Origin of the sequence: Paenibacillus tyrphae, from assembly GCF_027925525.1 — a bacterium.
GTDB lineage: Bacteria > Bacillota > Bacilli > Paenibacillales > NBRC-103111 > Paenibacillus_G > Paenibacillus_G tyrfis_B.
Genome location: NZ_BSDJ01000001.1, coordinates 49,629 through 76,106, shown reverse-complemented (window position 1 = coordinate 76,106; position 26,478 = coordinate 49,629). Strand labels below are relative to the sequence as shown.

Genomic DNA, 26,478 nt, shown 5'->3' with positions numbered 1-26,478 from the left:
TATATCATATTCAGGTTAACGAATCATCCATGCCATCAGACGGCAAAAAACCGGCAGAAGAGTCGATCCTCCTGCCGGTACGCCATGACGGGCTATAGAACATGCTTTAATTTATCGGGATTCACGACGATATAAATGCCATGGACCCGGTCTTCCCGGATTTGGAACGAAATGACATTCACCGGCTGCTTGCCGGAATAACAAACAATACCCGGCTGGCCGTTAACGTTCGCCAAGCGATAGGAGAACGCCTCTGGCAGCTTGGCCATGAGCCCTTCGAAGAAACGCGAAATGCGTTCGGCGCTTTGTACGGGACGAACGGCCGCGGTAACTTTGCCGCCTCCGTCGGAGTACAGCACCGCATCCGCGGACAAAATATCCATCAATTGCCCGACATTGCCTGTGGTCAGCGCTTGGACGAACCGTTCGATCAGGTCGCCTGCTTGTTCCTGCGAAGGATACGAGCCGTGGCGGGGCGGCGCCGCATTGGATGGCTGTCCGTCTCTGGGATCGGGCAAGCCGCTGACCGCCCGCTTCGCGCGGTGGAAGATTTGCCGGCAGTTCGTGCTGCTTTTGCCGACGATATCGGCGATTTCGTCATATTCGTACTGCAGCACCTCGCGCAGCAGAAACACCGCTCGCTCCTTCCACGAGAGCTGCTGCAGCAAGAGCAGATAAGCGGTGGAGAGCGATTCCTTTTGCATGTAGAAATGAGACGGCTCTCCATCCTGTCCCCTGTCCGCGATTAGCGGCTCCGGCAGCCAAGGGCCGACATAAACCTCGCGCTGCTTGCTGGCCGAGCGAAGCCGGTCGATGCAGCGGTGCGTGACCAGCTTGCACAGGTAGGACTTCATATTTTGCACGTGATCCAGCTTCGTTTCGTTCACATACAGGAATGCCTCCTGCACGATGTCCTCCGCATCCATCACGCTTCCCAGCATGCGGTAGGCAAGGGAAAATAGCAGGGGCTTGCAGGAAACGTACAGCTCCCCGGCCGATTCGGCTGGCTTCATGTCTAAGCGCTCCCTTCAAATGTCGTGCAGCGGTTGTTCTTCGCGCGGCCGGTTCAGTTCAGCAAGCACCCGCTGTGCGGCCCTTCTGGCGCTCGCCGCCGCGGCATCCGCCAGCATCTCCCCGTGACTTGCCCAGTCCCCGGCTACGTAAAGCCCTTGAATGTCCGGTACGTCCGGACCCGGGAAACGGTTCGTGCGCCCCAGGTGCATATAGTCGTGGACGACCGGCATATTGGGCAAATACTGCCGCACCGCGACCTCCTGCTCCCAGCCCGGATGGAGAAGGCTCATCGTTTGCTCCAGCAGGCGTTCGTCCGCCCGAGGATCGCTCTCGCCGGGGCCGTTATATTTGACCAAATGTACGACTATTGTATCATGCCTGCTTAGCGTAGCGCCTGCCGAATGATTGCTGAAGAACACAGGCTGATCCAGCCCGATAGCGATATCTCTGCCGGGGACGGGAAGCCGCTTCAGCCCGAGGTCCAGACAAGCGGCCATCGAAGGCCGGGCTTCCATCTTCCATCGGTACGGCGAGGTTTGCTCCGCGTTCGTCACCAACCGGCAGGTGTCCGCCGGCGGCAGCGTGCTGATCACATGCGCAAGCTCGAACGCTTCGCCGTCCGCACAGACAACCCGGTTTACGGCTCCGTCCGTTTGTTCGATGGCGCGTACCGCTTTGCCGCACATCGCGCGAACGCCGGCGGCCGCACCCATCTTTTCCAAGCGGTCAACGATCGTCTGCCAGCCCCCGTTCAAGTACAGCACGCCGTCTTTCAGCGAGCGCCGCACCTGCCGGAGCACCGGTCCGGCCCATTGCCGGTCGGGGTCTAGGGTGTAGGTGGCCGTCCGGCATAGGGCGTAAAAAATATGCCGCACCATCGGATCGCGGACTTCCTTCTCGGCCCAATCCCGGAGGCTGACAGCCTCCGGCGTGTCCGGTTCGGTCCGGCCCAGCTTCAGCAGAAGCCGTACCAGTTCGCCTTTGCCGGACCATGAGAGCAGGCGGGAGGCGAGCAGCTTGACCGGGCTCGCGGGCATGGGAAAGACCCGATTGCTCCAAATGGCGGATATCTTGGAAGAGGGAGGGCCTCCCTCAAGCGGTACGTCCCATTCCCGTAGCAAGGCATACAGCTCCCCGCTGCGATACAGCGCGTGGCTTCCAAGATTTAACAGTGTGTCGTTCCTGTCGACCGTTCTCGCCCTTCCGCCCATCCGGTCCGATTTTTCCAGAAGGACAACCGATTTGCCCGCCCGCGCCAGCTCGATAGCGGAAATCCATCCCGCTAGCCCCCCGCCGATCACGGCAGCGTCGAACTCTTTTCGATCCATGGCAATTTCCTCCTTTAATTCGTTGTTACTAGTTATGGCGAACAAGGAGAGCGGTTTGTGACAGGAACCGGATGCCGGCGAAAAAAATATTTTTCCAGTTGGAGAAAGATTTCCAGTTCGGCAGCGTCATACATAATGTAACTGCCGCAAAAGGCAGATGCTGCGCAGCGAACCTTTTGGGACAGGGAGGGCCAGGATGGACAATGACATCGAAATCGTTGAGCGGATTCTGAATGGAGACAAACAGGCGTTCGCTCAAATTATCGATAAATACAAGGGAAGGGTATTTGCCCTGCTTCGGCGCATGCTGGGTCATTCGCCGGATACGCAGGACATTGCCCAAGAGGTGTTCATTAAAGCGTATAATCATTTGAACGAGTATACGCCGGGGCACAGCTTTTCCGCGTGGCTGTACCGGATCGCGGCCAACCGCTGTATTGACGAGCTGCGCAAGCGCAAGCGCAGACCCGACATCACCGGCTTCGACGCCGAGTTCATGCAGGGAGAAACTCCGGAAACCGCCTATCTGGAAAAAGAACGGAGACAGGCGTTGGAGCAGCGGATTATGGAGCTCGATCAGAGCCAGCGCGCGGTGTTTGTGATGAGATATATGCAACATTTAAGCTATCAGGAAATCGCGGAACGGCTTTCGGTTCCCATAAGCACGGTGCAGATGCGTCTGTACCGCGCCAGGCAGAAGCTGCGGGAGAGCATGTCCAATTCCGGAGTAGAGGGGGAGTTCATCTATGAAGTGCGTCAGAGCTGATCGGCTGGCCGCGGAACTGAACCAAGACCTTTCTCCGTTTGAAGCTAGGCAGTGGGAACGCCATTTGGAGAGCTGCGCCGATTGCCGGAACGAAATGGAACGGCTGTTGGTTTCGCTGGACGACTTTGATCCGGCGCTCGAAGAAGTGCAGCCTGACGATGGATTTACCCAGGCCATATTGGACCGCTTGGACCCTTACGTGCCGGGCGAGCTGCCACAAGCGGCCGAAGCGCCGGACTCCGCACCCAAACGTATCGATTGGAAAAAGAGGAGTGTGGATATTTTGAAAAAAGTAACCATTGTTGTGGCCGGATTGGCCGTGGCTATATCGCTAGGCACCTTCGTATCGCCGACGTTCGCGGATTATGTGAAAAGCATTTTCAGCAGCAGCAAAGACGTGGATCAAGGGATCAAGGAGGCTGTCAAGCAAGGCTTCTCGAAGCAATTGGATCTCAACGTCACGGATCAGGGCGTCACGCTTAGGATCAAAGAGGTATTGGCGGATACGCTGCGTATTGCGGTCATGTGCGAAGCGATAGACCAGAACGGCAACAAAATCGATTTCGATTTGTTAAAGCCGGGAGAACGGAAAAACAGATTGCAAGAATTCGTCCTTAAGGACAAAAACGGAAAGCCTCTCTTCAAGCCCGAGGAAGGGGGATGGACGATGCGGAAAGAAGGCGAGTATATGATGATTCGCCAGGAATTGACCGAGCTGACCGCCACCGGAAGAGAGCTGCCGGACGAACTGACCGCCGAGGTGCATTGGGCGAAGCTAGACGGCAAAGAAGGAAGCTGGAAGCTGACGGTTCCGATCGATATGGCCGAAGCGAAGCGGGCGACGAAAACGGTAGCGGTCAACCAGCAGTATACGTCACCGCAAGGGTTGAAGATCGACTTCAAGAAGGTCGATTTTGCGCCTAGCGCTATGCTGCTGTCCCTGGAGACCCAGCTCACTCCCGAAGTCCGCGAGCGGCAGAAGCAGATTATGAAGCAGAACGGTCTGTCCGAGGAAATGAATCCGGGCCCGGGCGGATTCCTGGCATTCCAGCTCAGCCGTGCCATTCAGGAATACAAAATTGCTTACGAGCTTGTCGACGAACAAGGGAAAGTCGTTGCGGCGCAAGACGACGGCTTGAAGCTTGACAAAGACTTGAGCATCGAGAAAAACACGATTGTAAACGGGATTACGGGCATGGGGACGGACGAGGTCATGCAATTGTGGCATACGTTTGTGCCGATGAGCGGCGACCGGAAGCTCACGTTCAGGCTGCACTCCGTTTACACGAATGAACTGGCCAATTTTAGCGCGAAGCTGAAGCCAGCCCAATTACAGCAAAAGCCGGTTCAGGCGGAGGACCAAGGAACCCGGCTCACCTTCAGCAACTTTGTCATGAAGACGGACCCTGCGGAAGCAAAAGTCGGGAATCAGAACGTTAGCGGTACAGGGGGCGTAATCGAGGTTCAAGCGGAGCTGGCCAAGGACGTCGTCGGGCTGAGTCTATGGCAGGTGAAGGACGAGACCGGCAAGGAGTACGAGGCACGGCTGGAAAGAACGTCAACCCGCAACGCAGACGGCACGGTCAGCCAGCAGGGCGTGCTGGTGATCCCGCAGCTGGAAAAGGAGCCGAAGGAATTGACGGTGACGTATAAGGCCGTGCAAAAGCAGCACCGCGATGTGAAGTGGGAAGTGCCGATCACAGCAAAACCTTAACTTGGTAAATTACCAAGACAAAGCGATGCAAAAGCTCGCCTCCGGTTCGGCCGGGAGCGAGCTTTTTGACGTTGTCATGCGTTCGGGCTGCCTAGGATAGGTGATGAAAATAAAACGTTAGATTTTTAACAGATAAGGCGTTAAGGATAATGAATCGAATATGAAGGGGGAATCCGTGTTGAGACCATTCGCTGCAAAAACTATAATCATGGCCGTGCTTGCGATTGCTCTGGCAATTCCCGGGCAAGCTATGGCAGCTCGAACACCGCCACCGCCGGAAGTTGTCACTTCCTTTACCCCGTTTGATCCCAATTATAATTACCTCGAAAACGGTTCTGCCTACATTAGTTACAACGGGAATGGGAAGGCAAGTCTATGGGGGGAAAGCATTGCCACCCGTAGAGTGGATACGGTAGGGATACAGTTGGTTTTACAACGTTGGACGGGAAGTGAATGGATTGACGTATACACAGGGGAGAGAGCGGAGATGAGCAAGGCATCGCGGATGAATACGACCATCGACAATTTGTCCGTTTCGAGCGGGTATTATTATCGGGCGAAATCGTTCCATTGGATTACTTACGGTAGTACGAAGGAAGATGGTATTCGTTATTCCTCAACCCTGCTCATTCCGGAGTAAAAAGCAGCGAACAGGGGTATGTTCCCCCTTCAGAGTGTTGTGAAACCCTGGAAGTAGAAAAACTCAGCCCAATAGAGGTGGGGTATATCCCGTAAGAGTTTACGTCCGCCTTTGAAACCCGTGAAAATACCGCAAATTCTAATCAAGTTCACGGGTTTCAAGAGCGGCTGGAGGGATATACCCCACCGGCGTATGCAGAGAGTTTTCTACGCGAAGCGGGTTTCTCAACAAGCTCAGGGGAGGCTCCCCTTGTTCGCTACTCACTGTAGTGATGTTCCAATCTTCAAAATGTCCTCTTTGGCGATGGGGCCGGAAATATAGATTTTAATGCGGTCTTTCGTCAGCCATTCCAAGCTCGTTATGCTGCCATTACGATCCACGAATAAGACCGCCGGATGTTCTCCCACAAAAACGTCGATAAATTCGCCTGAATCGCTATGAATATCGGTTTTGATAGCCCCCGTTTTTCCTTCGATTTTTCGTTGGCTGATCTTTAACAGCTCTCCATGTTCATCGAGGTATTCCAAGTAGGCATCATGGTACGTTCCGTCCGATTCCTTTGTTACGAATACGGCATCTAACCTGAATTGTTCAGGTACATAGGATGGAGTCAGGAGAGGGAAGGCCAACTTACTTTTTGCTTCTTCCAAACTTGTCTTCTCGGGAGCGAAGCTGCTGCCAGGGCGATTCGAAGCGGGCAGCTTTTCCTCCGGAGGCGCAGTGGTTTTAGCGCGTGTAGATTCCTGAGCCGGCGGCGCCTCATAAAAAATCTCAATGATATTGCCCTGAACCTTTTTAAGCAGCGAGGCAATATTTGCGTAGGTTGTAGGAAAATTGTCATTCATCAAAAAGTTGATGACCAAGGAGCAGGCCATAATCGCAGCCGTTAGCTTGATGCGTCGGACGAATAGATTACGGCGACCGATCTTTTTTAGCCTGTGCTGTACTTGCTGCCAGGAAACCGCGCCATTGGGGATTTCGACACGGGCATGGTTACGTTTCAACAATTCCTTCAGCTCGTGATCGTCATGGTCAAAATGATTCATCTTGATCAACCCATTTTCTTGAGAAATAATAAAACAATTTCTTGCGCGCCCTTGTTAGGATTTGAGCGAGAGCTTGTTCCGATATCTGTAATTCTTGGGCGATCTCACGGTATGACTTTTCTTCGATATAGAACAAAAGCAGCACATGCCTGTATTTGAAATTCAATTGATTAAGGGCTTCATGAAGCATTTCGTCACGAATTTTTTCTTCCACCTGGGCAGCCACTGTGCGTACTTCGGTTGGAAAAAAGTATTCACTGTCTTTAACGAGCTGCAGGTCGGATACATGCCGGTATTTTTTATTTTTTTTAAAACAATCGTATGCGGTATTCCGGGCCACTTTTTTGAGCCAAGCTTTCATATTTACGGTATTTTCCAGCCTTGGCGCTTTCTCTACCACTTTTAAGAATGATTCTTGTACAACATCTTCGGCTAAGGCATGATCCCTGAACAAAAAATATATGTCGTGATAGATCAGTTCCCGAAAAGAATGATAGATCAATTCTTGAGATGAGTTGTCCAGGTGATGGAAATGATTACGTAAGAATGTGAGCCATTGCTCCATGTATATTCCTCCAACACCATTCTCTTATATACACTTGTTTGAACGAGTATTTTATGTAATAAGTTTCTTGTTTTTGCAATTTTTTTCGTCAAATTTGCTCGGGATAGATCGTTATATGTAATGGAAAGCGTGCGAGGATTCGCACGACGAAGCTTATTCTAGGGTACGGGAGTTCGGGAAAATGAAAAAAACGGGCATTGTCCGGCACTTGGATCATCTAGGACGCATTAATCTGCCGATTGAACTGCAACGAACGTTGAATATAGAATTTGGTGATGCCATTGAATTTTTTGTTGACGACGAAAAAAATCAGGTGCTGATCCGGAAGTACCGAACGGAGGAATGTGTCTTTTGCTCCTCCACCGAGCATCCTGTCTTTTTTCGTGGACGTTTTATCTGTAGTGCCTGTTTAAAGGAGTTGGACGCGAATAACGAACAGGTAACCGGAGCGAAACGAAAACGGAATAAGGATACGATGCTCCGCCTGGCCGAAGTAAAGGAGCAGTATCCATCTGCTTCGCAAACGGAATGGGGTAACCTGATTGGCATATCGCAGGGCAGGGTCAGCCAATTGCTCAAGCAATTGAAATAAGCTTCCCCATACGGGAAGCTCGTTTCAATCGCCGAACCTCACGCCTCCTCCGAACGTCGTCCGGCATCCAGCTCCGCCCGGCTGGATACGTACGGCGCCGTCCGCGGCACGCACGGCAGCCGGATCGTCACCGACGTCCCCACACCTAGCTTGCTGTAGATGCTTACGCCGTACGGCTTGCCGTAATGCAGCTCGATCCGTTGGTGTACGTTGCGGATGCCGTACCCGGCTTCTTCGCCGTCGTCGAACTGCGAGATGCGCCGCAGCGTGTCCGGCGTCATCCCGACGCCGTCATCGATGATCCGGAACTCGATATCGTCGCCGATCCGGCGGCCGGCAACCCGGATATGCACCCAGTCGCCCGTCCAGGCATGCTTCAGCACATTTTCCAAAAATGGCTGCAGCACCAGCTTGACCATTTCGTAGCGCAGCAGCTCCGGCTCGATCTCGAACAAAACGTCCAGACGGTCGGTATACTTCACCTTTTGAATATCAAGATACGCTTTGGCTTGCTCCAGCTCGTTCGCCACCGGAATAATGGTGCGCCCTTCGTTGAGCGAAAGCCGGTAAAACAGCGCCAGATTGCTGACCATCCGGTGCAACTGCTCGACTTGCCCGAACTTGGCCAGCAAGCTGATCGAGGATAGCGTATTGTACAGAAAATGCGGGTTGATCTGGGCCTGCAGCGATTCCAGCTCGGCTTCTTTCTTCTTGATGCCGGCTACGTACACTTGTTGAATCAGCCCGTCGATATGCTCCGCCATCGCGTTGATGGATTGCGAGATCGTCGAGAACTCGTCCTTTCCCTTGAAGCGTATCCGCTTATGGAAGCTGCCGTGACGGAACGAATCAAGCACCCTCACAATGCGCGACACCCGCTTGGAGAAATAGCGGGACAGGAAGCCGCCTACGCCCAGAAAGAGCAGGAAGCTGGCTGATCCGATGACCGCGGTCAGCACCTTCACTTTCTTCGCATCCTTCTCGACCCATTCCTTCGGGATGCTGGCTACAAGCTTCCAGTCTAAATCTTGGAACGGCTCGGTTATCGTCAAGTAGTTGCTTTCCCCGACCTGGGCAATCCGTCCCGCCGTCCAGGCACCCCGCTCGAACAAAATCTGCCCTTTCCCGTCCTCGATCCGAACCGACGTGCCTTCTCCGAAGTCCGGAGAGACGGTCTCGAACATCTCCGTCAGCTTGACCGTTAGCCGCATGAAGCCGAAGTCCAATTGGCGGCCGAAGGAAGCCGTATCCACGAGCCGCCGCAGGAGCGAAATATTGCCGAACTCGGCGTCCCGGTCGATCTGCTGCCACTGCATGGTTACTCCGTAACGTTCCGGGGGAAAGTCTTTATACCACGAGTTGTCAGCGATCCGTTTCAGGTACAGCATGTTGTAACTCTTGCCGGCATAAGTCAGCGGGTCCGAATCGTTATAAAATGAGTAGATTTCAGGCAGCGTTTCGTTGCGCAAATAAACGACAAGCCAGATGCGGTGGTTCGTCGCCTTGATGACGCTATCGAACTTGGGCTCCAAATATTGCGTGACCGACTCGTAGCCGAAGTAGCCTTCGTTCAATCTTCTCAGCCGGGAAGCCACGGTCTCGTCGTAGTAGATCATATCCGACAGACGAACCGTATCCTTCATCCGGTATTCGATATTGTCCTTCATTTGGCGGAGCGCCGCCTGAACGTTCTCGCTCGTCTGCTTGCGGACCGAATCCACGAAGATCCAATTGGCCAAATAACCGAACAAGATCACGTGAACCAAGGTAAGCAGCATATAGGACAGCATCAGCTTGTACCCGAAGGGCATATACCGCGGTTCCGGTTCGGAAGCGGCTGCGTTGTTTCGCCGCGATCGATGGAGGGCCGACCGGATTCGACTATTGGCCATTGCGGAATTCCAGCGGAGTCATCCGGTACGTTTCTTTGAATTGCTTGCTGAAATAAGGGATATAGCGGTAGCCGACCCGATAAGCCACCTCATAAATGCGCAGCTTCGGATCGCGCAGCAGCTCCCCGGCTTTTTCCATACGCAGCGCGACCAGGTATTCATGGAACGTCTGGCCCGTCGCTTCCTTGAAAATTTGCCCGAGGTAATTCGGCGAAAACGAGAATTGATCCGCCACTTCCTTCAGCGTCAGGGGCTGATCCAGTCCGCTGCGCATCATGCCGATAATTTCTTGAATCAGCTTCCCGTTTTTGCCCATCCCGTCCGTGGCCACAGCTGGAGATGGGGCGGACTTTGCGCCACCCGACAGCATCTGCCGGACCTCATGCTCCGCTTGCTCGCGCTTGCGGGCGTCGTCCAGATCCCGCCGGATACGCTCAAGCGATTGAATGAGCTCGGCCTCGTTCATCGGTTTCAGCACGTAGCTGTAAGCTTGCAAGGTCAGGGCTTCCTTCACATATTGAAAATCTCTGTAACCGCTGACAAAAACAATCCGCACGTCGTGGAACCGTTCCTTCACGCGTTTCGCCAGCTCGAGTCCGGACATGTTGGGCATATTGACGTCGGTGACCAGCACATCGATCTTCTGGGTCTCGATCAGCTCGCAAGCGGAGAACCCGTTCGTCACGGCACCCACAATCTCCATCCCGAGCGACTCCCAGGGAATAAACGTCTTCATTCCTTCCAGATCCAGCGTCTCATCGTCTGCGATCAGCACTTTGTACATGTCGGTCCTCCTCTGCCTTGGATCTTCGAACGAAATGGAAAAGCAGGTGCGCCGAGAGCGCACCCTGCCTTGTCCGCATGAACTACTTCTTCTTCATTTTCTCTTCGTTTTCCTTCCAGCGTTTTGTCAAATACTCGTTAAGCTTCTCGATGCCGAGCGTTTGCGCGTCTTTCTCGCCTTTATCGATGATCTCGATCACTTCTTGCTCGCTTTTGGCTAGAATCGCTTGGGCGCGGACCTTCTTGTACAGTTCGGTCCAGCGCTCGCGAATGATCCCTTCCGGGCTATCCTGCGGCGGCTCGATTCCGCGCATCGCCGTCAAGTCCATATGCGTCTTCCAGGTAATGGCGTCCTGGTATTTTGTTTCCCAGGAACGCTTCTCTTCCGGCAAGGAGAGCTCGGCCTTCACTTTGATTTTGTCGTTGTACGTCGAGTTGCCGACGAATTGCAGGTCGTTCGTCGCGTTCATATTCTTCGTGCGCTCCGCAGGCTCGCTGAAAAATTTGTCCGTCAAGTTCGGCAAGCCTTCGCTGTCCAGACCTTTCCAATACATGCCTTCCGGCCCCCATACGATTTGACGCATGCCGTCCGGGCTGGTCATCCAGTCCAGCACCGCAAAAATTTTCTCGGGGTCCTTGGCCGTCGCTGTGATCGCGGCGGCGTTCCAGCCCAGACGGTCGTAGTGGGCCACCATGATTTTGTTCTTGTCCAGTCCCGGCTTGTGGATCGGCCAGATCATGAAGTAGCCGGCATTCGGATCGGACTTGGAAAGCTCGGCGTCTGCTTTGGAAGCATAATCGGTGGCGGTAATATCCGCATACACGGCGACACGGCCCGTGTTGAGCCTCTCACGTACTTGATCGACCGTTTGCGTCAGCGCATCCTGCGTCATCAGCTTCTCGCGGTGCAGTTTGTTGACGAAGATCATCGCTTCCTTGTACACCGGATCGGCGAAGAGCGACGTAAACTTGCCGTCCTTCGGCACGGCGCGCAGCGTTCCCGCGTAGCTCGCCGGGTTGTTCTCGGCGAAGGCGGAGAACAGCAGATCGACGCCTTTGCCTTCTTTGGCCTGGCCCGGATCGAACGGGATGATGTTCGGATATTTCTCCTTAACGAGCTTCAGATAGTTGTACAGGTCGTCGGTCGTTTCAAGCTTCGGCTTGCCGAGCTCTTCGTAAATTTTCTTGTTGACGACATAGCCGGCATTGCCTGTCGGCTTGTTCGTGTACCAGTTCGGGAACATGTACAGCTTGCCGTCTTTAGAGCGCAGCATGTTCAGAATTTCGTCGCCCGCCCACTTTTTCAGGTTCGGGTATTTGTCCAGATACGGGTCAAGCGGCACGAGGACGCCGTTCTCACGCAGCCGCTCGAACTTGTCGCGGTCGCCCCAGATGACATCAGGCAAGTCCTTGCTCACGATCATCGTGCTCAGCTTGGCTTCCGCGTTGCCCCCGGCGTTAATGGCGGTAATGTTGATTTTGTACTGCTCTTGTACTTGCTTGGAGAATACGTCTTTGCCCCAAGGAGGCATCGTGTACCAGCCATAGTTGCCGAAGAGCGTGAAGCTGATCGGCTCGCTGCCGATTTTCCACGGTTCCGATGACGAGGCGGCCGGTGTCTGTGTCCCATTTGGTGCCGCCGCTTTGTTGTCGGCAGGAGCGCTGCCCCCGCCGGAGCATCCGGAGATCACCGTCCCCAGCGCCATGACGGCTGCCAGCGGACCCATCCCTTTTTTGACCCAATTGTTCATTGTCTGTATAGCCCCTTTCCCATTGTCATTTCAAGCTATGCTTAAAGCGATGCGCTTTGAAGCCCGGACTATTCTTTCAGGGAACCGACCAGCACGCCCTTGACGAAATACCGCTGCAAGAACGGATAGACGAGAATGATCGGAACCGTCGTGACCATCATGGTAGCCATCGTCAGCGACTTGGTCGTGTAGGATTGCCGCTTGGCGAGGAAGCTTTGGGCCGCCGAGTCCTGGGTCAGCTCGGAAGCGATATTGGAATCGAGCGTCTGCTTCAGCAGCGCCTGTACCGGCAGTAAGTCCTGATTGTTGATATAGATGGAAGCGACGAACCAGTCGTTCCAGTGGGCGATGGCCGTGAACAGCGAGAGCGTGGCGACGACCGGGCCGGACAACGGCAGCACGACGCGCAGGAACGTGCCCCAGTAGCCGCAGCCGTCAATCCGCGCCGCATCTTCGAGGCCGGCCGGAATTTGGCGGAAAAACGTCCGGAAGATGATCATGCTCCAGACGCTGATGATCGACGGAATGACGAATACCCAGAACGAATCGAACAGGCCGAGACCGCGAATCAGCAGGTAGGTTGGAATCAAACCGCCGCCGAAATAAAGCGTGATAATGCAGAAGGTCATGTAATAGCCCCGGCCGATCAGTTCCTTACGGGACATGCCGTAAGCGAAGATAGACGTCGCCGCAATCGTCAGGAAGGTGCCGACGAGCGTACGGGCGATGGAAATGCCGAAGCCTTTCAATATTTTAACGTCCTTTAGCACAACTTGGTAATTTTCCAACGTGAAAACTCTGGGCCAGAACGTGATGCCGCCGAGACTGGTGTCCGAACCGAGGTTGAACGAGATGACCGCGGAGTTCCAGAACGGATAAAACGTTACGAAGGCCAGAAAGAGCAGCGCAATATGTATAACGATGCTAAAGACGCGGTCTTCCAATGCCAGCTTCATCAATATATCCTCCTTACCACAAGCTATTGCCGGTTCGTCTCGCGAGATAGTTCGCAAGAGTCAGCAGGCCGACGCTTACGATGGCCTTAAACAAGCCGACGGCTGTCGCGAACGAATAGCGGTTTAACGTAATCCCCATTCGGTACACGTACGTGTCCAGAACCTCCGATACGTCGCGCAGCGCCGGGTTGACGCCCAGCAGCAGCAAGTCCTCGAAGCCTGCGTTCAGCAAGTTGCCGATAGCCAGAATGGAAAAGATCATTACGACCGGCAAAATGCATGGAAACGTTATCAAATAAGTCATGCGAAAACGGCTCGCGCCGTCGATGGCGGCGGATTCGTACAGATGAGGGTCGATGGAAGCGATTGCAGCCAAGTATACGATAGAGGCAAAGCCAATCTCTTTCCATACGTTCGTCGTGACGAGAATGGTCCAGAAATATTCCGTAACCGACAAGTAGGGAATCGGTTCGTCGATGACCCCGATCTTCTGGAGAAAAATGTTTACGCTTCCATTATCGGTCGAAAGCAGAGAGATCACGAAGTTGGCGACGATGACCCAAGACAGGAAATACGGCAAGTAGCTGACCGTTTGCACGACGCGCTTGAAGAACATATTTTTCACTTCGTTCAGCAGAATCGCGAGAATGATCGGTGCCGGAAAGCCGATGGCCAGCTTCAGGAAGCTGATGACGATGGTGTTTCGCATCACGACCCCAAGCTCGGGCGCTTGGAAGAAATCGACGAAATGCTTGAAGCCTGCCCACGGGCTGGCTGCGAATCCTTTAAACACCGAGTAATCCTGAAATGCGATGATCACGCCGTACATCGGGAAATAGCTGAAAATCAAAATCAAGACGAGCGCGGGCAGCACCATAAGCTGCAAATCCCATTGCTTGAGCCAGGCCGCGACCTTCGTCTTCCCCGGCTTCGCTGCCGGACGATCCTCAGGGACCGCTGCCGCGGTTTGTTTCAAAAGGACCACCCTTTCTTGTGTATTGTCGATCTGTCTTTATCTTAAAAGGGATACGATGCGCGCGGCTACTTGCCTAATCAATGAAATGTTATATAAATCAATGATCAGGAAGTATTTTCTTGCGCTATGAGAAGATTGGAGGGGACAAAAAAACAGCGATCTCCCCGGGAAAATGATTCGTCCCGGCTGGAGACCGCTCAATTGTCGGCATATGTTTTTGTGGGAGCTTACTTGCCACCTGTAAACGTAATGCCTTTGATGAAGAAGCGGTTGAAAAAGGCATAGATGAGCAGCGCCGGCAGCGTGAACACCATCGACGCGGCCATGATGTAGTTCCAGTAGCTGATGTACTGGCCTTTGAAGGTGTTAAGGCCGAGCGTTAGCGTAAACATCGACTTGTCGGAGACGAACATGAGCGGCTTCAGGAACTCGTTCCAGGCGCCCATGAACACGAAGATCATCTGCGCGGCGAGCGCCGGAACGGCCAGCGGCAGCGCGATGCGGAAGAAGATGCCGAAGCGGGTCAGCCCGTCGAGCTGCGACGCTTCCTCCAGCTCCTTCGGGAAGTTGATGAAGAACTGGCGCATCATGAACGTGAACGTCGCGTTCGCCATCATCGGCACCGTCAGCGCGGCGTACGAATTCAGCCATCCGAGCTCTTTCATGATCAAGTACGCGGGCACGATCGTGAGCTGGCCCGGAATCATCTGCACGCCCAGAATGATGAGGAACATCACTTTGTTGCCGATGAAATCGATGCGCGCAAGCGCATAGCCGGCCATCGAGTTAAACAAAATGTTGCAGACCGTCGCCACGACCGCGATCAGGGCGCTGTTGGTCATCCAGCGGAGGAACAGCGGCTCGCGGACGAAGATATCATAGTAGTTTTGCAGCGTAAAGTTCTTAGGAATAAAGTTGATGCCTCCGGCGACAATCTCTTCCAGCGTCTTGAACGAGGAGGAGAGTGCCCACAGGAACGGTACCATCGTTACCGCAGCGTACAGGAACAGCAGCGCGTAAATGACGTACTTGACCCACGGTTTCGGCTGTTTAACCATCGTCTCGGCCTCCTCAGTTCAGCTTCTCTTCGGCGAACAGTTTCCGCTGCAGCAGCGTCGCGATCATGATGACCAGAGCCAGCGCGACGGCGAGGGCGGAGGCGTAGCCGAAGTCCAAATTTTTGAATGCATACTGGTAAATCAGCAGCGCCACGGTCAGCGTGGAGTTGTTCGGCCCCCCGGACCCCGCCGAGAAAATGTACGACTGGTCGAACAACTGGAACGTTCCGATAATGCCCATGACAACGGTGAAGAAGGTCGCCGGCTTCAGCATCGGCAGCGTGATGGCGGTGAATCGTTTCCACGCGCCCGCTCCGTCCAGCATCGCCGATTCGTAGAGCGCATCCGGAATGTCCTGCAGTGCCGCGAGAAAGACGACCATGAAAAACGGTGCGGTCGACCAGATGTTCATCAGCATGATCCCCTTAAGCGCCACTGCGGGATCACCGAGCCAGTTGTAGCCGGGCAGTCCGATCGCTTGCAGCGCCTGGTTGAGCAGCCCGTTGGAGTTATAGATCCACATGAAAATGAGCGTCAGTACGGCGGACGAGGTCACGGTCGGCATAAAGAAGACGATGCGGAAAAAATTCTGGAATTTCAGCTTCGCATTCAAAATGGACGCAAGTCCGAGCGCTAGCGCCGTTTGCAGCGGCACGACGAAGACGGCGAAGGAGGCAGTGTTTTTCAGTGCGATCCATGCCCGTTCGTCCTGCGCCATCCGCTCGAAGTTGCTGAAGCCGACAAACTTGTAGCTGACGTCGCCCAGCAGATTCACTTTATGAAACGACAGGAACAGCGAATAAAAGACGGGTAAAAACAAAAACGTGCCGATAACCAGCAGGGTAGGGAGCAAAAACAAATAGCCGGTTATCGTGCTTCTCAGCTTCCGCTTCCAAACCGAACGGCTTGCCATAGGGAAACCTCCCTTTCAAAAGAGGCAGGGGAACTGTGTCAGACTGAACAGGATGACGTCCCCCCGCTTTTTAAGTGGATGAAGGGAGGGGCAGCCCCCTCCCGGTTCAGCTTCGTTATTTGCCGGCAGCAATTTCTTTATTGGCGGTTTCCTGCGCTTTTTTCATCGCGTCTTCCAGCGAGGATTTGCCCAGGAACGCGTCGAGGAACTGGTTGTTGAAATTGTTCATAACCGTCGGCAGTGTCGGTCCTGCTTGCCATGGCGTTGCATAAGCCGAGCCCGCAACCAGGGCGCCGCGCAGCGGGTCCTTGTCGTAGCCGAGCTCCTTCGCGACCGATTTACGCGTCGGCAGAGCGAACCCTTTGCTGGTCCACGTTTTCATGCCTTCCTTGCCGGTCAGGTACGAAATCAGCTCCCAGGAAGCTTCTTTTTTCTTGGACGCCTTGTTCATGACGTAGGCGACCGTGAAGGCCATCGTGCCTTTCTTGCCGTTCACTGTCGGCAGCTCGGCGGTGGCGTATTGAAGATCTTTATAGTTGTTGTTCAGGAACGGAATCGCCCAGTTGCCTTCGAAGACGATGGACGCTTTGCCTTGGCCGAACATCTCGCCGCCCCAGCCTGCGCCGACTTCCTTCGGCTCGCCGGACGATTTGTCCTTGTTATGCAGGTCAACGACGAGCTGCAGCCCTTTGAGCGCTTCCGGAGAAGCAAAAGCAGCGTTGCCTTTGTCGTCGGACACTTTGCCGCCGAACGCCTGCGCCATGTACATTTGCCGTGCCAGCTCGGGAGCGACGCCGAAGCCGAAGCGGACGGTTTTGCCGCCTTCGGTTTTGGTCAGCTTTTTCGCGGCATCCTGCAGCTCTTCCCACGTGGCCGGCGGCTTGGTAATGCCCGCCTCTTCGAAGTGCTTCTTGTTATAGAACATGGCCAGCGTGGAGGAGTCCTTCGGGAAGCCGAACGTTTTGCCGCCGACCTTGAACGCGTTCAGCAGCGGCTCCTCGAAGTCGGCCACGTCGAATTCAGGCTTCACGTAGCTGTCGAGCGGTTCGATGACACCCTTCTCGATCAGAGCCGGGGCTTCGAACGCATCCAGATAAAATACGTCGGGGCCTTCGCCGCCGATAAGCCGCGTCTTGATGACGTCCATATACTGGTCGGCGATCACTTCGTATTTGACTTTGACGTTCGGATGCTTGCTTTCGAACTCTTGAATCGTCTGCTTGAGCAAATCCTGCTCCTCTGGCGACGATCCCCAGCCGGCTAGCGTTACGGTTACAGGCTCGCCGCTTTTCGGCGCATCCCCGGCCGGAGCCGGCTTGGCTTCTTCTTTGGCGCAGCCCGCCAGCACCATGCTGGAAGCCAGACCTACGGAGAGAATGACGGATAGCGACTTTTTCATTTCACAACATCCCCCTTAAATGTATGAATAAGAACTTGATACCCCGTATGATTCTCCAAAATGTCCACTTGATACGGCGCGTCGACGTTTCCGGTTCTGCTGACCCGTAAATGCAGCGTGCCTTGGCCGATGCGCAGGTTCGTTACTTCCAGCTCGTTCATGCCGGGGAGCAGCAGCGGTCGCAGCTCGACCGTTGCGGTCAGCGCATTCGGACGGATGCCCAGCATCGTCTGCAGGAACGTCAGCGGCGTGCCAGCGGCCCATGCCTGCGGCGAGCAGGCGACCGGATAAGGCACGGGATGTCCGAGCTCATCCGTGTAGCCGCAGAACAGCTCCGGCAGTCTGGCATATTCGAAGCCTTCCGCCGCTTTCATCAGCCCCTGCATCACCTTCACTGCTTCGGTTTCGAAGCCGCCGAGGCTAAGTCCGAGCAGGCAGAGGGAGTTGTCGTGCGGCCAGACGCTGCCGTTATGGTAGCTCATCGGGTTGTACCCGGAGGAGCCGGTGCTCATCGTGCGGATGCCGTAGCCGCCGAACATATCGTCCGCGACGAGCCGCGACGCGACGGCGCGGGCCCGCGCCGGCGACGCGATGCCGGACATCAGAATGTGGCCGGTGTTCGAGGTCACCGACTGCACCTGCCGTTTGTCCCGGTCCAGCGCAATGGCGTAATACTGCTCGTCTTCCATCCAGAACGACTGCTCGAAGCGCTCGCGAAGCGCGGCTGCTTCTTGTTCCAGACGGTCGGCGTCGCCGCTGCGGCCGAGCGTGCGGAAGATCGGAGCCAGGCGCGTTTTCGCCTGATATACGTATCCCTGCACTTCGACAAGCGCGATTGGCGCCTGGCCGTAATCCCCGCTGCGGTGAACAACGGAGTCGGCCGAATCCTTCCAGCCTTGGTTGGCGATGCCCTTAGAAGACTCCTGGAAGTATTCCACGAAGCCGTCGCTATCCCGATCGCCGTAGCGCTCGATCCAGGCGAGCGCCGCTTCGAGGTTCGGCATCAGCTGCTCGATCAGCGCCAGGTCGTTCGTCCAGTGGTAATATTCTGCGGCCAGCATCAGGAAGAGCGGCGTCGCGTCAATCGTTCCGTAATACGGGGCGAACGGCACCATCCCGGCGCCAGCCAGCTCGCCGTAGCGGATTTCGTGCATGATTTTGCCCGGCGTCTCGTCCTGCCAAGGATCTTCCTTCTGACCTTGGTAGGCTGCCATCGTGAGCAAGGTGCCTTTGGCCGCCTGCGGGTTCAGCGAAAGCATCTGCAGCGCGGCGATCAGGCTGTCGCGGCCGAACGGGACCGAGTACCACGGAAGCCCGGCCACCGGGAACGAACCGTAGCCGACGTCGGTCAGCAGCACGCGCAGGTCCTGCACCCCACGGTGGAACAGCTTGTCGAACGCGGCATTGTCGCTACGGACGGCTGTCGATCCGGCGTTCCAGTCGCCATAGCTCGCTTCGAGCTTCGCCATCGCCACCTGCGGGTCGTAAAACCGGGGGCCTTCTCCGTTCACGAACGGTGCGACGAAGAACGTGATTTCCCGACTCTCGCGGTGATCGAGACGAACCCGGAAGCCGACGGCGTTCGTCGTCTCGTCAACGAAGCTTTCCTGCGGCTGCCAAGCGATGCGGGTTTCCCGGGCGACATGGTCCGCGCCGGCGTAGCCGATGGTCAGCCCGCCGTTCTGTCTCTGCGTTCCCGTCTTATGGCCCGTCTCGCCGTGCTGGAAGCCGCGCACCGTGAACATATCCGCAAAATCGGCGTCGGCCAGCACCGAGAAGTCGAACTCGATCGGCTTCGGATAATAGCTGGTCAGGCGGAAGGTTTCGTATAGCCCGCCTTCGTAAATAAACCGCGTGCGCTCGATCTCGACGGATTCCCGCCACAGAATCAGCTCGCCGTTCTGCTCCATATGCGGATTCGTCAGCCGGATCACGGATATGTAGTTCGCATCCGCAGCGGAGGACAGCAGCACCGGCTTTTGGCCGTTGATGGCAATTTCCAGCCGGCTCAGAAAGCGGGTATCCTTGGTGTACAGCCCGAAGCCGGACGGATGACCTTGCGGAATATCGCCGTCCTTGTCGGAGTAGAGGAAAAGATCGTTTTCTTTGATGATTCGATAATCCAATGCGGTCACCTCACAGTATGAGAGTCATCCGAAACGTTTCGGAAAACCGATAAAAAAATATTTCTTCTTTGCAAAAGAAAGGAAAATTCTCTTTCCAAAACGTTTTGGATACGATATACTTGATTATATTGCAAGCTGAAAGCATTTACAACTGCTTTTTTTAGCAAATATTTTTTTACGGCTGCCAACAAGATAAAAATAGAGATTCAAAACGTTTCGGAGGAGAGAATATGGTTACGATTAAAGATATCGCCAAGGCGGCCGGCGTGTCCGTCACAACCGTTTCGCGGGCGCTGAACGGGTATGACGACGTCAATGCACTTACGCGCCAAAAGATCAAGGATATTGCGCAAGGGCTCGGATACAGCCCGAATATGGCTGCCCGCTCGCTGATCTCGAAGAAAACGAAAACGCTCGGTCTGCTGCTGTCCAACGTGACGCGGGCCAGCTCGAAGGACAATATCGCCTTTGAAATATTGTGCGGGATGAACGACCGGGCGGGAGAGCTCGATTACGATCTCGTGCTGTTCAGTACGACGCCGCAAAAGCAAAAAATCAAATCGTACAAAACGCTGTGTCAGGAACGCGGCGTGGACGGCGTCATTATTATGGGCATCCGCTTGGACGACGAGTACTTGAAGGAAGTCGTTTCGTCCCAAATTCCTTGCGTGCTTATCGACATTCCGCTGGAGGGGCCGAACGTTGGGTACGTGACTTCCGATAATGTCGGCGGCGCGAACCGTGCCATCAGCTATTTGCTGGAAGCGGGCCACCGCAAAATCGGCGTCATCAACGGCCATTCCCAGGCGGACGTCAGCGTGCAGCGGCTGTCAGGGTACAAGCAGGCGCTTGAGCGCTTCGGCATCCCGTTCGACGAGTCGCTCGTCATGGACGGCTCCTTCTCCGAGGCGGGAGCCAAAGAAGCGGTGTACAGGCTGCTTGCGCAGCAGCCCGACATCACGGCGCTGTTCTGTATCAGCGATCTGATGGCGCTCGGGGCTTTGCAGGCCGTCCGGGGCCTGGGGCTTCAAGTGCCGGGACAAATTTCCGTCGTCGGCTTCGACAATATCGACGTGACGGCGTACTGCTCGCCGGCGCTCACGACCGTAAACCAGAACAAATACGAGATGGGATACCAGGCCGCCCAGATGCTGATCGATCTGCTCGAAGGCCGCAAGGTGAGCCACCGGCTCATGCTGGACACCGAGCTGATCGTGCGGGAGAGCGTGAGTCCGCGGTAAGGTCGGACGATTCTTCGCAGAATCAGGCTGGGGGAGGCTCCACAGTTCGACCTTTTGGACGGAGTCATGCGAGGGAGAGCGATGTTTTCGCAGAATCGCGCGAACGAATCTCGACGATCCAATCTTTGCCCAATCTTGGAGGGGGAGCTCATCCAATTCCGGCCAGGCCCCGCAGCAAGTACGCAATCGGCGGAGGTCCGCATCATTGGGCGGCCTCTATTCGAGCATAGAGGAACTACGATGCGTAAAGCAGCGCTTTTGGCCCCGTCATCGAAGCGTAGCGGAACAAAAAGTGACTTAAACGTGTCGAAAAATGTTCATGTTACCTCGGGGGACGTGATTAGCGCACCGCAGATCCTCTACGGTCCGAGCAAACGGCTGATTGGCTGCGATAGCGCATCGCAGTTCCTCTAATTTTTCGGCGCTCCCGGTAATCGCACCGTTTCCACGCAAATGGCGGGTGCTGTCGTTTACGCAGCAAAAGAACCTCCGAATCCAACGATACTGGAAACGGAGGTTCTTTTCATGCCAGAAGCCGGCTGTTGATCATCCCTTATTCCTTATCCCTTGTCCCGTACGTTATCCCACGAAATGGAAAACCCTTTCCGCCAGACCACGGCATTCAACACGACCAGCAGCGCCATATACGCGTAGACCCCGCCGGTGACGAACGTGCTGGCCAGATGCACGCCGGCGAATAGAGCGAGGAGCAGCAGAAGCGGTAAGAAAATGAGGCCGTCATTCTGCTTTACCGCCTCGAAGGACTCCGAGAACGGCAACGCCTTGCGGAAAGCTTGGAAGCAAATGACTGTGTACAGCAGCACGCTCAGAGCGACGACGATTAAATCCGGAACGATGCGCGCCCCGAACAGCGCGATAAAAATAGCGCTCTCGATCAGGTACACGGGCATAAACAGCCTGACGAGGAACGCTTTGATCGTCCCCCGGAAAATAGGCGCCGGACTTGAGAGCGGCATCGTTTTGTACAGCCAGGCTCCCTTGTGCTTGCCGGAATAACGCAGCATCATGACGACGGTAGGAATCAGCAGCGCGCAGAAATAAATGTTCAGATACCACTTGCTCGCTGCGATCTCGCTGAAGGGTTGGGTCCGCAGCACGTTGAAAAAGAAAATAAACGGAAACACGATCGAGAAGCCCAGCGAAGGGTAGACCTTGAGCTTGAATTCCCTTTCGTTGCCCATCATCAGCGAGCCGAACCGGAAAAACGTACGCTCCTCCCGTCCGGAGCAAACGAACCTGGAAACGACATCCAGCCACCGGCTGTGTTCTCTGCCTTTTTTTGCGCCGTCGTTCGCCAGCTTCTGCAAGCTGCGCTCGAAGAAGGGCATCAGGTTCGTGTAGATCAGAATCGAAACGATCGGCGTGACGAACGCCAACAGCGTAAAGACGATGAAATGCGGGGCCGCCTGACCGCGCAGCAGCCATTCGAACGGCGCGCCAAACCACAGGGGAGGGAGGAAGACCTGCCACCATTTCGGCTCGAACGCGATGTGAAGCTGCATGAGGTCGAACGACCGTCCGACGAATTGATAGCCGACGGTAATCGCGATAGATAGCGCGATTTGCACGTTATTGATCATGTCCTTCAGCTTTTCCCCGTCGAAAAACTTCAGAATCAGCATATACAAAAAGGCCGTCACAGCGACAATCAGCACGTCCGTCAGTACGATTTCGACCACAAACAAAAGAAAAAACAACACGCCATGCTTGACGATTGCCGCAATCATCGGCGCAGCGCAGAGCGCTACGGTCAAAAAGAACAAATAGAACAAAATATGCAGCGTCTTCGCCATGCCGATCGTCCGCCGGTTGACCGGCTTCGAGGCGATAATGTTCCGGTCCCGGATATCGAGCAGAACGGTAGAAAAATCCGAGATCAAGGAAGTCATGACCAGGAACATCAGCAGGCCGAACACAAAGCTCATCTGGAACATATAGTTGTCGCCCATCACGACGAAAGGAACCATGGTCAGCCCCAGCAAGGCGTACAAGCCGAGGGACTTCACAAAGTTGTTCTGATCGTTCGTCTCCTGCCGGTTCTTTTTGGCGGACTGATTGAAAATGGTAGGCATCCGCCGTCCGTCCATCGTCAGCTTGATCTGCAAAATTTTGCGCATCAACGGGTAATCGACGCCCAGCCTCTCGAACAGGGCCCTGAACCGGTCCAGCACCTTAAGCGATACGAATTCTCTCATCGCCTACACCTCTTGCACGACGGAGACGAACCGTTCCGCGATCTCTTTATGCTCATGGAAGCCCGTCAGCCGGTTGAAGATCTCTTCGAGCGATCCTTCCCGGCTCTGCGCCTTCAGTTCGTCGAAGCTTCCGTCCGCCACGATTTCGCCGCCGTCCAGCAGCACGATGCGGTTGCTGATCTTTTCGACCACATCCATGATGTGCGAGGAATAGAAGATGGTCTTGCCCTTTGCGGCCAGCTGCGCCAAAATTTCTTTCACCACCATGACGCTGTTGGCATCCAAGCCGCTCAAGGGCTCGTCCAAGAACAAAATGTCCGGGTTGTGCAGCAGGCTGGAGATGAGCAGCACCTTTTGGCGCATGCCTTTGGAATACGAAACGATCCGCGCGTTATACGCGTCTTCCAGCCCGAACAGGTCGATCAGCCGTTTGGCTTTCCATTCCGCCTGCTCGTCCCCCAGTCCGTACAAATTGCCGATAAAGGTCAAATATTCTTTCGCCGTCAGGGCGTCGTACACTTCGGCCGTTTCGGGCACATACCCGATCCGCTGCTTATAGTCCACGCTGCCGTCCGAGATATCCTTGCCGAAAATACGGATTTCTCCGGTGTACCCCTCCACGAGGCCGAGCATCGTTTTGATCGTGGTGCTTTTGCCCGCGCCGTTCGGCCCGATATATCCGATGATTTGTCCCGGATATACGTCAAGATCGATTCCTCTGAGCACATAGCGGTCACCGTACATCATTCGCAAGCCGCGAATGGACAGGATCGCTTCTCTTGCGGTCTCCATTAGCACACCCCTCATCTCTGAAACTCAGTCCTCCATAAAAAAAGCATGGCCGCTTCCAGGCTTCGGCCGGTTCGGTCATGCAATCCCATTGTATGATACGGTCCGTTTCAAGTCAATGAAAGGGAAATCAATTCAAAATGTGCCTTTCCCCTTATTTACCTGCCCATCCCGGCCGGATGAGTTGGACATAGAATAAGACATACCCGCAGGTTGTATCGGGATTTTCCTCAAGGCGGTGGTTTATTCGATGGATTGGGAATATCATCCTGTACGGTTTGCCGCGGATCACGCACCCGAGCTGCCGTTAACCTATATGACGAACGGCGCATGGTCCGGCCACCGCCGTTTCGCTTACGATCTTGTGCGCTTTGCCAAGCCGCGTCTTATTGCGGAATTGGGCACGCTTTACGGCACTTCCTTTTTCAGCTTTTGCCAGGCGGTCAAGGACGGGAATTTGCCCGCCCGCTGCTTCGCCGTCGATACGTGGCAGGGCGATATGCATACCGGGTACTATGGCGGCGATCATATCTACGAGGCCGTCCAATCCGTGACGCTCCGGGAGTTTCCGGGCATCGGTTATCTGGTTCGCAGCCATTTCGACCAGGCCCTGGCCGGTTTTCCCGACGGTTCGGTCGATCTGCTGCACATTGACGGCTACCATACGTATGATGCGGTGCTGCACGATTATACGACATGGTACCCGAAGCTGGCGGAGAACGGCATCGTTTTGTTTCACGATATCGTGGTCAGGCTGGGCGATTTCGGCGTGTACCGTTTGTGGGAGAAGCTCAGCGGCGGGCATCCGCATCTCCAGTTCCCTCACTCCAACGGCCTAGGCGTCCTGTTCCCGAAAGGGTGCCCTCCGGCTTTCCAGGCGCTGCTGGCGCATAAGGATGAGCTTATCGCGCAGTATATCGACCGGGCTTGACGAGCCGCCATCCGCAAAATAACGAAGAATGGGAGGCGAGAATTGATGTACGCAATCCCCGATCAAGTCTACAACAAAACCATCGATTGGGTGATGGACTGCATGGCCTTTGACCGAAGCCTCATGCCGGAATTTTACAAGACGATCTATCCCGGGGAGACGCTTCATCTTGAGGCTCCCGGCGGATTCGATCCTCCGCGCTGGGGAAGCGAGTGTCATTTCGATCCGGCCTTCGTCGCCGTCGTCCCGAACGGACGCGTCATGACCGGGAACGGCTACGTGATCACCCCGAACAACAAGCGGCTGCTCGATGTGGAGCTGTATTGCCCGGAGCATGAAGGAAGGCTGCTGCCGCCTCCGGTATATTTAGCGGAAACGGTGGCCACGTTGATCTGGGGATGGAATATGCCCGAGAAAGGCATCTTTACCCAAGCCGTGTACGGTCACTGGTTCTACGATATCCTGCCGCGCATTCATTTGCTTGAGCAAAGCGGCATCCCGATCGACAAATATTTGATCGGCATGCTCCATCATTCGTTTCAGTACGAGTCTCTCCACATGCTCGGCTTTCCGATGCATAAGCTGATTCAAGTCGACCGAAGCGATTTTCATCTGTCGGCCGGCAATCTGGTCGTGCCTGCAGTTCCCTTGATGGTAGGAAAAAGTCCGAGATGGGCATACCAGTTTCTCCGTCAACGGCTGGGAGAAGGGCGAGCCGTCGGGCAAGCCGGCGGCTATGAACGGATCTACGTCAGCCGGCAGGATGCTGCGGCGAGGTTCGTCATCAACGAGGATGAAGTGATGAGCGTGCTGAGCGAGAAAGGGTTTACGAAGATCGTTCCGACGCCGCTGACCATGCAGGATAAGATCGCGATCTACTCTTCCGCCAGCGTGGTTGTCGCTCCGTTCGGCAGCAGCAATATCAACATCACCTTCTGTCCACCCGGAGCAAAGCTTATCGAGCTGTCGCCGCGTACGGTCGTGGACAACTATTTTTGGAAAATATGCCGTCATGCCGGCGTCGATTATTACGAGGTCGTGTGCGACATCGAATACCCGCCCAAGCCTGCGGTAGGCGCCGACAATATCGTCGTCGATATCGACAAGCTGCTGAATGTGCTCAAGCTGGCCGGGATCTGACCTTCAAGCGGCTAGTCGGCCGTATCGCAATAGCGGAAAAAAGCATCCATGTCGCTCGACAGCAGCAAGGGGACGGCCCGTTCGATTTTATCCAGTGGCCAGCTCCACCATTCGATGCGGAGCAAGCGCTGAATCGTCGCTTCGGGAAACCGGTACTTGATGACTTTAGCCGGGTTTCCCGCCACGATAGCGTACGGAGGAACGTCCTTGCTGACGACGGCGCCCGCTCCGACCACTGCGCCGTGCCCGACCGTAACCCCCGACAAAATCGTCGCCCCCGAGGCGAGCCAGACGTCGTGCCCGATGGTCACGTTTCCTTTGGTTTTCGGATGCCCCGTAATGAAGGAGTACTTGGGCATCAAGGAGTTAAACGGATACGTCGTTACCCAATCGGGCCGGTGCTCTCCGCCGAGAAAAATCGTCACTTTGTCCGCAATGGAGCAAAATTTGCCGATGATTAGGATGCTGCTCTCGCCCCAAGACCGGATATCCGGATGACCGTAGGTGAATTCCCCGATGTAAATTTTGTTCTCCACCGTTCTCGAAGGCAGTTGGGTTCGCAGCGACTCGATCGGAGATTGGCTATCCATCTGCTCAGGCACCTCATGCACCTCCTTCCGGGTCATGATATGCTAGGATATT

General features: G+C 55.1%; 23 protein-coding genes. 7 read left to right on the top strand and 16 right to left on the bottom strand.

All coding sequences use genetic code 11. The features are described 5' to 3' along the window. Positions 1-92: 92 nt before the first annotated feature. Both QMG93_RS00340 and QMG93_RS00335 read right to left on the bottom strand, forming a co-directional pair. A complete protein-coding gene (locus tag QMG93_RS00340) occupies positions 93-1,013 on the bottom strand; it encodes an RNA polymerase sigma-70 factor (protein ID WP_281932920.1) in 921 nt (306 codons plus the stop codon). A 15-nt stretch (positions 1,014-1,028) separates the two neighbouring features. Then, positions 1,029-2,342, bottom strand: a complete 1,314-nt coding sequence (locus QMG93_RS00335; protein WP_281932919.1) for a phytoene desaturase family protein — start codon at positions 2,340-2,342, stop codon at positions 1,029-1,031. A gap of 196 nt (positions 2,343-2,538) precedes the next feature. Between QMG93_RS00335 and QMG93_RS00330 the strand changes: the two genes are divergently transcribed. From QMG93_RS00330 to QMG93_RS00320, 3 genes are all read left to right on the top strand, one after another. Then, positions 2,539-3,108 (top strand): RNA polymerase sigma factor, encoded by a 570-nt coding sequence (locus tag QMG93_RS00330; RefSeq protein WP_010495960.1) that lies wholly within the window; start codon positions 2,539-2,541, stop codon positions 3,106-3,108. Beyond that, positions 3,089-4,822 (top strand): DUF4179 domain-containing protein, encoded by a 1,734-nt coding sequence (locus QMG93_RS00325; RefSeq protein WP_281932918.1) that lies wholly within the window; start codon positions 3,089-3,091, stop codon positions 4,820-4,822. Before QMG93_RS00330 ends, QMG93_RS00325 begins: the two co-directional genes overlap by 20 nt. A gap of 487 nt (positions 4,823-5,309) precedes the next feature. Then, entirely contained in the window at positions 5,310-5,462 is a 153-nt protein-coding gene (locus QMG93_RS00320; RefSeq protein ID WP_281932917.1) for a hypothetical protein, read from the top strand. 260 nt (positions 5,463-5,722) lie between these two features. Here QMG93_RS00320 and QMG93_RS00315 read toward each other — a convergent pair whose 3' ends face one another. Further along, complete coding sequence (locus tag QMG93_RS00315) at positions 5,723-6,508, bottom strand: DUF4367 domain-containing protein (RefSeq protein ID WP_281932916.1); 786 nt, start codon at positions 6,506-6,508, stop codon at positions 5,723-5,725. Continuing rightward, on the bottom strand, positions 6,495-7,073 hold the full coding sequence (locus QMG93_RS00310; RefSeq protein ID WP_281932915.1) for an RNA polymerase sigma factor: 579 nt from the start codon (positions 7,071-7,073) through the stop codon (positions 6,495-6,497). Before QMG93_RS00310 ends, QMG93_RS00315 begins: the two co-directional genes overlap by 14 nt. A 181-nt stretch (positions 7,074-7,254) precedes the next feature. Between QMG93_RS00310 and QMG93_RS00305 the strand changes: the two genes are divergently transcribed. Next, positions 7,255-7,665, top strand: a complete 411-nt coding sequence (locus tag QMG93_RS00305; RefSeq protein ID WP_281932914.1) for an AbrB/MazE/SpoVT family DNA-binding domain-containing protein — start codon at positions 7,255-7,257, stop codon at positions 7,663-7,665. Positions 7,666-7,703: 38 nt separating this feature from the next. Here QMG93_RS00305 and QMG93_RS00300 read toward each other — a convergent pair whose 3' ends face one another. The 9 genes from QMG93_RS00300 to QMG93_RS00260 form a co-directional block, all read right to left on the bottom strand. Then, complete coding sequence (locus QMG93_RS00300; RefSeq protein WP_281932913.1) at positions 7,704-9,557, bottom strand: sensor histidine kinase; 1,854 nt, start codon at positions 9,555-9,557, stop codon at positions 7,704-7,706. Beyond that, positions 9,547-10,341 (bottom strand): response regulator transcription factor, encoded by a 795-nt coding sequence (locus tag QMG93_RS00295; RefSeq protein ID WP_281932912.1) that lies wholly within the window; start codon positions 10,339-10,341, stop codon positions 9,547-9,549. The genes QMG93_RS00300 and QMG93_RS00295 overlap by 11 nt, the downstream gene beginning before the upstream one ends. An 82-nt stretch (positions 10,342-10,423) precedes the next feature. Then, positions 10,424-12,091, bottom strand: coding sequence for an extracellular solute-binding protein (locus QMG93_RS00290; RefSeq protein ID WP_281932911.1), 1,668 nt, complete (start codon positions 12,089-12,091; stop codon positions 10,424-10,426). Between the two features lie 68 nt (positions 12,092-12,159). After that, entirely contained in the window at positions 12,160-13,047 is an 888-nt protein-coding gene (locus QMG93_RS00285) for a carbohydrate ABC transporter permease (protein WP_413789246.1), read from the bottom strand. A 13-nt stretch (positions 13,048-13,060) separates the two neighbouring features. Next, positions 13,061-13,924, bottom strand: a complete 864-nt coding sequence (locus tag QMG93_RS00280; RefSeq protein WP_253957039.1) for an ABC transporter permease — start codon at positions 13,922-13,924, stop codon at positions 13,061-13,063. Between the two features lie 326 nt (positions 13,925-14,250). Continuing rightward, entirely contained in the window at positions 14,251-15,081 is an 831-nt protein-coding gene (locus QMG93_RS00275; RefSeq protein WP_281932909.1) for a carbohydrate ABC transporter permease, read from the bottom strand. 13 nt (positions 15,082-15,094) lie between these two features. Then, the gene (locus tag QMG93_RS00270) at positions 15,095-15,994 is read right to left on the bottom strand and encodes a carbohydrate ABC transporter permease (protein WP_010495977.1); all 900 of its coding nucleotides are present in this window, start codon (positions 15,992-15,994) and stop codon (positions 15,095-15,097) included. A gap of 115 nt (positions 15,995-16,109) precedes the next feature. Beyond that, positions 16,110-17,393 (bottom strand): ABC transporter substrate-binding protein, encoded by a 1,284-nt coding sequence (locus tag QMG93_RS00265; RefSeq protein ID WP_281932908.1) that lies wholly within the window; start codon positions 17,391-17,393, stop codon positions 16,110-16,112. Continuing rightward, positions 17,390-19,519, bottom strand: coding sequence for an amylo-alpha-1,6-glucosidase (locus tag QMG93_RS00260; RefSeq protein WP_281932907.1), 2,130 nt, complete (start codon positions 19,517-19,519; stop codon positions 17,390-17,392). Before QMG93_RS00260 ends, QMG93_RS00265 begins: the two co-directional genes overlap by 4 nt. Before the next feature lie 230 nt (positions 19,520-19,749). Here QMG93_RS00260 and QMG93_RS00255 point away from each other — a divergent pair, with 230 nt between their 5' ends. After that, entirely contained in the window at positions 19,750-20,760 is a 1,011-nt protein-coding gene (locus QMG93_RS00255) for a LacI family DNA-binding transcriptional regulator (protein ID WP_281932906.1), read from the top strand. Between the two features lie 560 nt (positions 20,761-21,320). On the opposite strand, the gene QMG93_RS00250 is transcribed toward QMG93_RS00255, so the two are convergent. Together QMG93_RS00250 and QMG93_RS00245 are read right to left on the bottom strand one after the other, a co-directional pair. After that, positions 21,321-22,976: a hypothetical protein gene (locus QMG93_RS00250; RefSeq protein WP_281932905.1), complete on the bottom strand. Its 1,656-nt coding sequence runs from the start codon at positions 22,974-22,976 to the stop codon at positions 21,321-21,323. Between the two features lie 3 nt (positions 22,977-22,979). Next, positions 22,980-23,768: an ABC transporter ATP-binding protein gene (locus QMG93_RS00245; protein ID WP_281932904.1), complete on the bottom strand. Its 789-nt coding sequence runs from the start codon at positions 23,766-23,768 to the stop codon at positions 22,980-22,982. 247 nt (positions 23,769-24,015) lie between these two features. Between QMG93_RS00245 and QMG93_RS00240 the strand changes: the two genes are divergently transcribed. Then, on the top strand, positions 24,016-24,696 hold the full coding sequence (locus QMG93_RS00240) for a class I SAM-dependent methyltransferase (RefSeq protein ID WP_413789245.1): 681 nt from the start codon (positions 24,016-24,018) through the stop codon (positions 24,694-24,696). Positions 24,697-24,741: 45 nt separating this feature from the next. Further along, the gene (locus tag QMG93_RS00235) at positions 24,742-25,836 is read left to right on the top strand and encodes a glycosyltransferase family 61 protein (protein ID WP_281933262.1); all 1,095 of its coding nucleotides are present in this window, start codon (positions 24,742-24,744) and stop codon (positions 25,834-25,836) included. Between the two features lie 11 nt (positions 25,837-25,847). Here QMG93_RS00235 and QMG93_RS00230 read toward each other — a convergent pair whose 3' ends face one another. Then, a complete protein-coding gene (locus QMG93_RS00230) occupies positions 25,848-26,426 on the bottom strand; it encodes a CatB-related O-acetyltransferase (protein ID WP_281933261.1) in 579 nt (192 codons plus the stop codon). Between the last annotated feature and the right edge of the window lie 52 nt (positions 26,427-26,478).